Annotated in this window: 10 protein-coding genes; all 10 read left to right on the forward strand. The window is 53.3% G+C overall.

From position 1 onward, the window contains the following. Positions 1-2: 2 nt before the first annotated feature. The 10 genes from AC2FJ6_RS20230 to AC2FJ6_RS20275 all read left to right on the forward strand — a co-directional run bounded on the left by AC2FJ6_RS20230 (position 3) and on the right by AC2FJ6_RS20275 (position 9,016). Positions 3-1,061, forward strand: a complete 1,059-nt coding sequence (locus AC2FJ6_RS20230) for a hypothetical protein (protein ID WP_170770862.1) — start codon at positions 3-5, stop codon at positions 1,059-1,061. Next, positions 1,054-1,218 (forward strand): hypothetical protein, encoded by a 165-nt coding sequence (locus AC2FJ6_RS20235; protein ID WP_170603674.1) that lies wholly within the window; start codon positions 1,054-1,056, stop codon positions 1,216-1,218. Before AC2FJ6_RS20230 ends, AC2FJ6_RS20235 begins: the two co-directional genes overlap by 8 nt. Continuing rightward, on the forward strand, positions 1,211-1,366 hold the full coding sequence (locus AC2FJ6_RS20240) for a hypothetical protein (protein ID WP_170603676.1): 156 nt from the start codon (positions 1,211-1,213) through the stop codon (positions 1,364-1,366). Before AC2FJ6_RS20235 ends, AC2FJ6_RS20240 begins: the two co-directional genes overlap by 8 nt. Beyond that, a complete protein-coding gene (locus tag AC2FJ6_RS20245) occupies positions 1,363-1,674 on the forward strand; it encodes a hypothetical protein (protein WP_170603678.1) in 312 nt (103 codons plus the stop codon). The genes AC2FJ6_RS20240 and AC2FJ6_RS20245 overlap by 4 nt, the downstream gene beginning before the upstream one ends. A gap of 195 nt (positions 1,675-1,869) precedes the next feature. Beyond that, complete coding sequence (locus AC2FJ6_RS20250; protein WP_170603680.1) at positions 1,870-2,466, forward strand: hypothetical protein; 597 nt, start codon at positions 1,870-1,872, stop codon at positions 2,464-2,466. A gap of 342 nt (positions 2,467-2,808) precedes the next feature. Beyond that, positions 2,809-3,267 (forward strand): hypothetical protein, encoded by a 459-nt coding sequence (locus AC2FJ6_RS20255; RefSeq protein WP_170337121.1) that lies wholly within the window; start codon positions 2,809-2,811, stop codon positions 3,265-3,267. A gap of 190 nt (positions 3,268-3,457) precedes the next feature. Beyond that, positions 3,458-5,218 (forward strand): adenylate/guanylate cyclase domain-containing protein, encoded by a 1,761-nt coding sequence (locus AC2FJ6_RS20260; RefSeq protein WP_170556818.1) that lies wholly within the window; start codon positions 3,458-3,460, stop codon positions 5,216-5,218. Positions 5,219-5,516: 298 nt separating this feature from the next. Next, a complete protein-coding gene (locus tag AC2FJ6_RS20265; protein WP_170770864.1) occupies positions 5,517-6,638 on the forward strand; it encodes a linear amide C-N hydrolase in 1,122 nt (373 codons plus the stop codon). Between the two features lie 314 nt (positions 6,639-6,952). Then, positions 6,953-8,515 carry an arylsulfatase gene (locus AC2FJ6_RS20270; RefSeq protein WP_170443616.1) on the forward strand — a complete coding sequence of 521 codons (1,563 nt, stop codon included), beginning with the start codon at positions 6,953-6,955 and terminating at the stop codon, positions 8,513-8,515. Positions 8,516-8,641: 126 nt separating this feature from the next. Next, positions 8,642-9,016, forward strand: a complete 375-nt coding sequence (locus AC2FJ6_RS20275; RefSeq protein WP_170382456.1) for a DUF4345 domain-containing protein — start codon at positions 8,642-8,644, stop codon at positions 9,014-9,016. Positions 9,017-9,160 lie beyond the last annotated feature (144 nt).

The following is a 9,160-nucleotide window of genomic DNA, read 5'->3' on the forward strand; positions in this document are numbered from 1 at the left end:
TGATGGATGATGTCGAAAAGAGTTGGAAGGAATTCCGGGAAAAGGTTCGAGGTGTGATCGAGGAGCATGGAGCTCCAGATGATCTCCGCTCATTTGACGCCTGGTACGCCGAAGAGATGCGTTTGGTGATGGCGCACAACTACCCAGCTCCGCACGTCTCTGACGTCACATGGTCGGCGGAGTGTCTGCATGTCGAGTGTGAAGACCGCGAAGTGGTCGACCGTATGATGAATGCTATGGCGGAGGTTTCACACGATCTCAAAGAGGCGCGGGCCCGGAGGTCAGTGATGGGCAGTGTTGTCGACTGGAATGATATTCATGGAAGCGTCTTCAAGCAGCTTGGTGAGTATCGTGCCGGGTGGGTGGAGCAGCTTACGCTTGCACTTGAGAAAGTGAAGAGGTTGATCGACGAGCAGCCCGACCTGTTTGGTGATGAACACCCGTCCATCGTTCAGATCAAACAGAAATTGGGAGGCATGCGCGTCTATGAGGGCCCAGGCTGCAACCAGGCTACGAGTGAAGAGATTCAATGGCGTGTCGCTCAGATTGAGCAAACCTGTGAAGGTTGTTCTAATTCTGCCCAACGCCAGACCATCCTTGGGTTTGTGACGACGCTTTGCAGCTGGTGCTACAATGATGCTCTGCGGCGGCGATTTGAGGGCGCCGAAGAATCCTGGCCCGACAGCCTGAGGCTGGACATTGTGAAAAACTATCCAGACCTCGTTTCTCCGGATTGCGCATCTCTTGTTCCTGCTGTCGGAAAGGGCTGGCTCGTGATGATTTCGCAAGCACTCCACAAGCTTTCCTTCAGTCAGGATTTCAGGGCACTGGACCCTGGAACTATTCAGATCTCGGATATTAAGAAAGGCCAGGATGGCCAGATTTCCATCGGTTTCAGTCGATACCACGATCTCATTCAGGAGTACGCTGACTGGATGGAATTTCGATGCGGTGTGACGTGTGAAGAGTGTGGCCACGTTGGTGACATCGTTCGGACAGCCGACAGGTCTCAAGTGCTCTGTTCTCACTGTTACTGTACTCGGGAGAAGTCTGATGGGTGATGACGACGACGTTGAGCTGGATGAACAAACCTTGCGTTTGCTTAGGCTTCGGGAGGCTGAAATTGCGGCCGGTCGAGCAAAACTTACCAAGCCGATTACCTCGGATGAGATCCGGTCGCGAAAGGTGCCTGATCCGGAGGGTAAGCCAGATGAGTGACGAGACTTCAGAAGAGGAAATCCCAATTTTCGTAATCTGCGAGACTTTGGTGAACGGCAAACTTCGAGAGATTGAAGGAAAAGAAATCACTGTAAAACCAAACAAGATCTTAGTCTTGGCGATCAGTGTCGAGGATGTTGAGCGATGACAGATGATTTTTCAGAAGACGAGATCTTCGGGCGCCCGTTACAGGATGTTCCTCTGGATGACTTGATCGCAGAGTTGCAAGCTCGTCGCAAAGAGGGTCCGGAGGTCTGGCTTGCATTGCGCAAAATGATTTTCGAGCAAATCGCCGATTTTGCACAGCGTCCGGCCGATGCGCCCAAATGGCGGGATGAATGGGTCAAAGAGAACACCTGGGATCTAGTGACTGACGACGATGATGTCGAGATCACTGATGGTAGCGGCAACGTGTTCGACGACCTCGGGATCGAAGACCCAAGGAAGAAGACTTAGTGATGGGGGCGGAGCATATCAGCTTGATCTTATCCGCCGTGATCATTGTCGCGTTGACGATCTACGTCAGACACATCGTCCAAACTGCCGGAAAAGATCGCGAAGTCGATCCAAAGCGAGTTCAAAGGATAATGCGAGATCTAGACTACAGCCACCTGGACCGAGTGATGAACCGGCGAAGGAAGAGGTAGCGGGATGTTGAAGGTGGTTGTCTATGTTGGTGATCAAGAGGTCGCCCGAGCTGTGGCTGAGAACGCTTCAGATCTGGCTGACGTGTCTAATTACGATATCCGCATGAATGAGAGGGCATCTGAACAGCTCGGTGTTGAAGAACGAGGCCTTGGCGGCAGAATCGAAGACCACCCACGAAATCAAACTGTTTGGTCGCTTGTTCGCAAGATCGCAGACCTTTGGCTTGCAGGGACTGGTGCTGGTGAAGAAAGCGCTCAGGCAAAGCTGCTGCCGTTGATCCGTGAGTCCATTCGCGAACCAGACGAGAGGATCGAAAAGGCATCGAACCAGAGCGAAGACTGGAATGCTGTGATCAAGCAGATTTCTGATGACGAGCCGTATTCCCTGGGCTTCTACGCTGACAAATTTGAGTCGTGGACAGCGGACGAGATTGAAGCTCTTCGATGTGATGTGGTTGAGACAGCCACACAGGAAGAACTAATGGCCGAGGTCGAACGCCGGCGAAGAGCTGGTCTACTGCACAAGGAGGCCTCGAATGATGGCTTCTCAGATCTGGTTGATGATCTCTGGGGCAAACTCGATACATACCCAGACCGCTAGTACAGCTTACCTGCCGCTCTTAACCAATATTTGACATAAGAAGTCTATGGCGACTGTCGTCGTAGTAGTGCGTGCTTCTTCTAAGCTCCTCTCCTGCTAGGAACCAAAGCGCCCCAGATAAGCACTTCGCCAGCACTGCTCTGCGGAACTATGTACCACCAGTCTCTACTATGAGTATGGTTGACCGCAACCAGCCCAAAGCGGACCTTCATCACTAAGCTTTGCAATCTCTGAGATGCGGGACGAAGCTGACTTTTCAGGTCCGGCTATGCGTTCCTTTCCTAGCAATAAATTTCGTAGTCTCTATCATGCTGGTTTTGCCCCACTGTCGAAGGAAACAACATGTTGCGTTCAATGCTTATCCCCGCAGTTCTCTTTGCGCCTCATTGTCTGACTGCTGCAGAGAAAGTGTCGGCAACGAACTTCTATGTCGTCAACCAAGAGCAAATTTCCGCGGGCGAGGACGTGTTCTGGAAAGAGGACAACTATGGGACTTATACCGTTGACGAGGGACCAATCGATCCTGGTTTTGTCCGGTGCGTGGGCTCGGGTTTCGGCGGACCCAGCGGTGTCAGCGGCGGTGGCGTCTGTGTTTATGGTGAAGAAGAGGACACGTTCACCATGAGATGGGAGGTTGTTGCCTTCGGCGTCAACAACTGGCGGATTGTTTCCTCCACCGGCAAATATTCGGGGATGACTGGAAGTGGAACGACCAAAACACGTGTGGCGTCAAAATTCCTGGCGCTACCGCACCGTATTTCTGACTGGGAAGGCGAGGTTGCCTTGCCCGCTAGGGATTGAAACTCGAACTGAAATGGTCGGGGATGATGCTGATTTGAAAGGTTGGCAAAGCCCGCATTGGGCTTGTTGTCGCCTTTCGTTACTTTTCACATTAATGACCGGTGGCAGCCCGAAGCGGACATTCTCGAAAGTTGGCACACTACTGCCGAACTTGATAGATTCAAAAAAAGGTTGCTATTGGGAAATGCGCATGACACGCCGACTTGCCGCCATACTTGCCGCCGATATGGTCGGCTACTCACGGCTTATGGCGGCTAACGAGGCGGGAACACTTGCTCGTCTCAAAGACCTACGACGGGACATCATCAATCCAAGTATCGAAAGTGCCGGAGGTGAGATTATCAAGCTTACCGGTGATGGCCTGTTTGCACTTTTTAGCTCGGTCGTTTCTGCCGTTGAGGCCGCAGCGACGCTCCAGAAGGCGCTGCACGCCGCCGAAGCCGAGAGCCCCACCGAAAGCCGGATCAGCTTCCGAATAGGCTTGCACATTGGAGACGTAATCTTGGACGAGGGCGACATATATGGCGAGGGTGTTAATCTTGCCGCAAGACTCGAAGGCATCGCTGACCCAGGCGGTGTCATACTGTCTGACGACGCATGCCGGCAGGTTCGAGGCAAAATCGAACACGACATCATAGACCTTGGCGAAGTAGCGCTCAAAAACATCTCCGAGCCAGTTCGCGCCTACAAATTGGCGATGGAGGGCAAATCAGATTCCACGCAAAACCAATCTCAACCCACTGACAAACCCTCCATCGCTGTCTTGCCCTTCCAGAACATGTCCAATGATCCAGAACAGGAATACTTCTGTGACGGCGTTTCCGAAGACATCATCACAGAGCTCTCGCGCTTTCCCGAGCTTTTCGTCATCGCCCGCAACTCCTCATTTTCGTTCAGGGGTCGCCCCGTCACCCATATAGATATCGCTCGAGAACTCGGTGTTCGCTACATGCTAGAGGGTAGCCTCCGTCGAGCCCAAAACCGCGTACGCATTACTGCCCAACTCATCGACTGCACAAATGGAGCCCATGTTTGGGCCGAGCGCTACGACCGCACGCTAGACGACATCTTCGCGTTACAGGATGAGATTACACGCAGCGTGGTCGGCGCCATCGCCCCCCAGATATCCATTGCCGAAATAGATCGCGCGTCTGTGGCTCGAGATATCGACTTCAACTCCTACGACCTCTCGCTACGTGCAATGGCGATCTTCTACGCGGGAGGCTTCTACTCTCAGGATAAGTTCGATGAGGTCATATCGGTCTCTGATCGCGCCATTGATCTCGACCCGCGCAACGTCCAGGCCCATTGGATCAAAGCGTTTGCCTACCTGATGCGTTATCTATACCAGTTCGATGAGGACCCCACCGAAAACCTGGGCCTAGCTGATAAAAGCGTTGAACCTCTGTTTCTTGGTGGTCAACTCGACCCGCGCGCCTTATGCGTTCGCGGTATGGTTCGTCATTTCCGTGGAGATTTTGACGGGGCCAACGCCGACTTCAGTTTGGGCTTCACACTGAACCCGAACTTTGCCCGGAACATCTTCTTCATGGCCTGGCATGAATCTTTGGTCGGCCGAACCACACAGGCGCGCGAACATGCCCACCTTGCCCTCCAGCTTTCCCCACGCGACACTGACCTCTGGGTAGGAGACGCCTATCTGGCGCTCGCCCAAGCTGCCTTCGCCGACGCTGATTTTGAAGACGCAATGCGTTGGGGTGAGCACGCCATTCAGATGACGCCGCGTGCGCCGATCCGCCGGGCTCTTATGATCGCCAGTGCCGCCCACCTCGGGCGCGCCGAAGCAGGCCTGCCACATGAGCAGGCGCTGGCGGATTTCGCCCCAGCGTTCCTAGACAGCATTGTCTCCGGAGCTTTGATCCTCTTCCGTCTACCCGAACACAATGCGCTTTTGGTCGAAGGCTTGAAGAAAGCTGGTGTTAAGCCGTAGAGTTGGTCAGGATGCCAAAGCTCGAAACTATCGCAGACAAATCGTGCCAAGGGCCAATCCAATTTTAGCGCAATGTCCTCGAAAGGTTCTAAGCAATCGCTCATTGCTTCAATCGGCGACGACTGTTTCCAGCCCAAACCAGACATTCAGAGTCGGACTTTGCAAAGTCCGACGGAAGGAATAGGCGGACTTTCTTGCCTATTTGAAGATCATGCAAACTTCATTCAACTTGAGAACCGGTGTGGTAGCTTGGTCGAGCGAGTTCATGAGATCAGATCAGTCCAATTGGAGTACGACCATGCGTCATATCGAGCTATTTCGGATATTACCAAAAGCGACCATAGCCTTTGTGGCTTCAGTATCGATGGCCTGGGGATGCACTGGCATCATGTTGACAGGGCAGGATGGAAGCATCGTTCGCGCTAGGACCGCCGAGTGGGGGCCGTTCGATCTTGAGACAAAGATCAACATTATTCCGCGAGGTTTCACGTATTCCGCAGGCGAAATGCCAGATGGGCAAGACGGAGCAAACTGGACGGGTCGTTTTGGGATGGTCGGTATCAGCATGCTGGATCATGGAGCTCCCGCAGATGGGATCAACGAAGCTGGATTGACCGCCGGACTGTTTTATCTGCCCGGATTTACCGAGTATCAGGAGTACGATCCTGACCTTGCCGACAACACGATTCCCGGCGATCTGCTCGCCAGCTATGTTCTTTCCCAGTTTGAGACGGTTGAAGAGGCTGCCACCGGGTTAGCGAATGTCCGTGTCGTCGGGGTTGTGGATGAGACACTCGGATTTCCCTTCCCATTTCATATGTTGGTTGCTGACCGGTTCGGCGGAAGGATCGTTGTCGAGTACATTGAAGGTGAACTGACGATTTTCGATGCTCCGCTTGGCGTGATCACCAATTCGCCAAACTACGATTGGCACATGACCAACCTAAACAACTACGTAAACCTGTCGGCTCTCGGGCTTCCGGAAGTTGAGGCAAGCGGCGTTACCTTCGCACCCCTGGGCGCTGGGAGCGGTATGATAGGACTGCCAGGCGACTTTACACCCCCATCCCGGTTTGTCCGAGCTGTCGCCTTTTCCCAGACGGCGCGGGAGACGCAAGGCGGCTATGACACCGTGCGCGAGGCGTTTCGCATTCTGGATAATTTCAACATTCCGGCCGATGCAGCGGAGGGCGCTCAAGACGATGTGCAGTCGGACGACCTGCTTTACAGCGCAACTCAGATCACGACCGCTGCGGACTCCCTCAACCTCGTCTACTACTATCACACGATGTACGACAGAACGGTGCATATGGTCGATATGAAGCAGATTGACTTCGGAGCTATGGGAGACGAGATGATCGTCTTTGAAACCAGCGGTGATCGCGAACCAACGTTAGTCGATGTGACCCCAACGAACTGACGTTTTACCACGTGGGCCGTGGCGGCATCACCGCTGGCTGCGGCCCAATAAAACTTCGGAATGGAGGGTTTACCGCTCCAGCGAATTACCGGCGCTAGGCTCGAAGCCGCGTTCACCACTGTTCGCACTAGTGACTGGAGGCAGCCCGAAGCGGACCTTCACTATGAGCTTTACACCCTCTGAGATGCGGACTTTGCGGCCGAAGAAATTTCTTGCACCAAGGTGCTGAGCCCAAAAAGTTAACAAATCAGACCGTTCCTCTAAGCCGATGTTTTTCCTATGGTTGGTAAGTAGTACCAAGCCGGGAGGTCTTAATGAACAAGCTTATCTCAGTAACGGGTGCCGTCTGCTTTGCTTTCACTGGAGCTTGGGCCGACGAACATACCCCGCCCAACATTCTTGTCATCATGGCAGATGACGTAGGTTGGGCGAGCGTCGGCGTTTACCACGGAGGTGTCAAAAGCATCGAGACGCCGAACTTGGATCGTCTCTCGTCAGAGGGTGCTCGTCTCACAGATTATTATGCCGAGCCAAGTTGTACTGCCGGTCGATCAGCTTTCATGACCGGACAATTGCCAATACGGACTGGTATGCACACGGTTGGACTGCCGGGTGATCCGATAGGTTTAAACCCAGATGACCCAACGCTTCCGATGTTCCTGAAAAAGTTGGGGTATACGACGGGACAGTTTGGAAAAAACCACCTAGGCGACCTCAATGAGTTCCTACCGACTACAAAAGGTTTCGACGAGTATTGGGGTTGGCTCTACCACCTGAATGCTATGGAATATACGTCTGATCCGGATTGGCCAGACGACCCAGAATTCAACGCGCAATTTGCGCCTCGCAACATCATTCATTCATTTGCAACAGAGGAAGTAGACGAAACAGTCGACCCGCGATTTGGAAAAGTCGGGAAGCAGCGCATTATTGATGACGGGCCTGCGCCTCCTGAGCGCCAAAAGACTTTGGATGACGAAGTGACATCTTACACGAAGGACTTCATTTCTCGTGCAGTAGAGTCGGACACTCCGTTTTTTGTCTGGATGGCTCCAGCCCGTGCACACGTCTGGACCCACCTCAGCCCCGAATACGAAGCTATGTTGGGCAATGGGCGCGGACTTCAGGATGTTGTCATGAAGGAGTTGGACAACAACGTTGGTAACGTTCTCAGCCACCTTGAGGATCTGGGAGTTGCCGATAATACCATAGTGATGTTCACCGCCGACAATGGCCCAGAAACACTGACGTGGCCCGATGGCGGTACGACGCCGTTTCATGGGGAAAAGGGTACTACCTGGGAAGGTGGCTTCAGGGTTCCCGCGATTATTCGCTGGCCGGGCAAAATTCCTGAAGGACAGGTTTTGAACGGTATCTTCAGCGGAATGGATTGGATGCCAACACTTGTAGCCGCGGCGGGAGGCCCCACAGACTTAAGAGAAAAGCTCCTAGATGGTTATGAAGGGTACAAAGTACACTTGGATGGCTACAACCAACTATCTTACTTGACCGGTGAGGACGAAGAGAGCAATCGCCGCGAGCTGATTTACTATCAGGGTACGGACCTCCAAGCAGTACGCTACAACGATTGGAAAGCGCACTTTGTCGTTCAAAACCACGGCTGGTCAGGCCCGAAGGAAGAACTGGTCGCCCCCTTGCTTTTCAACCTCCGCCGCGATCCCTACGAAAAAGCTGCGGAGGAAAGCGGTATGTACGTCCGCTGGATGGGTGAGAAAATGTGGGCATTCGGCCCAGCCGCCCGGTTAGTGCAGGCACATCTCGCTACTTTCGAGGAGTTCCCTCCGCGCGGGAAGCCGGTCGCCAATCAAGACCATGTTGAAGAACAAACATCAACCGAAGGCGGCATCTCTCAGTAGAGGAAGCTAGGCAACCAATACGCCTTTCCCACCGCAGCGTGGGCATCCGGCTCGGATCATCGGATGCCCAAAATAACCGACTAGGAATCTCGCAAAAAGCGAAACCTCTACGAGACGGAGTCCTCCATGAGTGCTAGATTGGTCCTTCTGCTTGCTGCCGTCGGCCTCATGCCAATCGCGTTATCATACGGTCTGATGCCAAGCAGTTCGATCCCAGTTTTGCTGGGATTTTCGGTGGAAGGAACGAACCAGACGCATGTCTTCCGTGCGATTATGGGACTTTACCTGGCAAACGCTTTGTTTTGGTTAGCGGCCGTGGTGAAACCAGATCTACAACGACCGGCGCTTTGGGTTCTTTTTTTGTTTATGTCGGGACTGGCCGTTGGACGCATACTAAGCATTCTTATCGATGGAGTTCCGAACGGGATACTTCTCTTTTACCTTGCGGCCGAGATAGCTTTTGCAGCTCTGGCGGCGGTTTCACTGAAAAAAGCACGATGAAACAGGAAGTGAAAAGATGCTGAGGTTTTTCTTTGTTCTCTCGATGATTGCAACTTCATCAATTTCGACTGTCCGTCATCAGAGGTTTTGGGCCAGTTGGCGGTCTGACCTAAGAGAGGATCTGGCTCATCCGGTTCGCGTGAT

The organism is Ruegeria sp. CDSA089 (genome assembly GCF_059612205.1).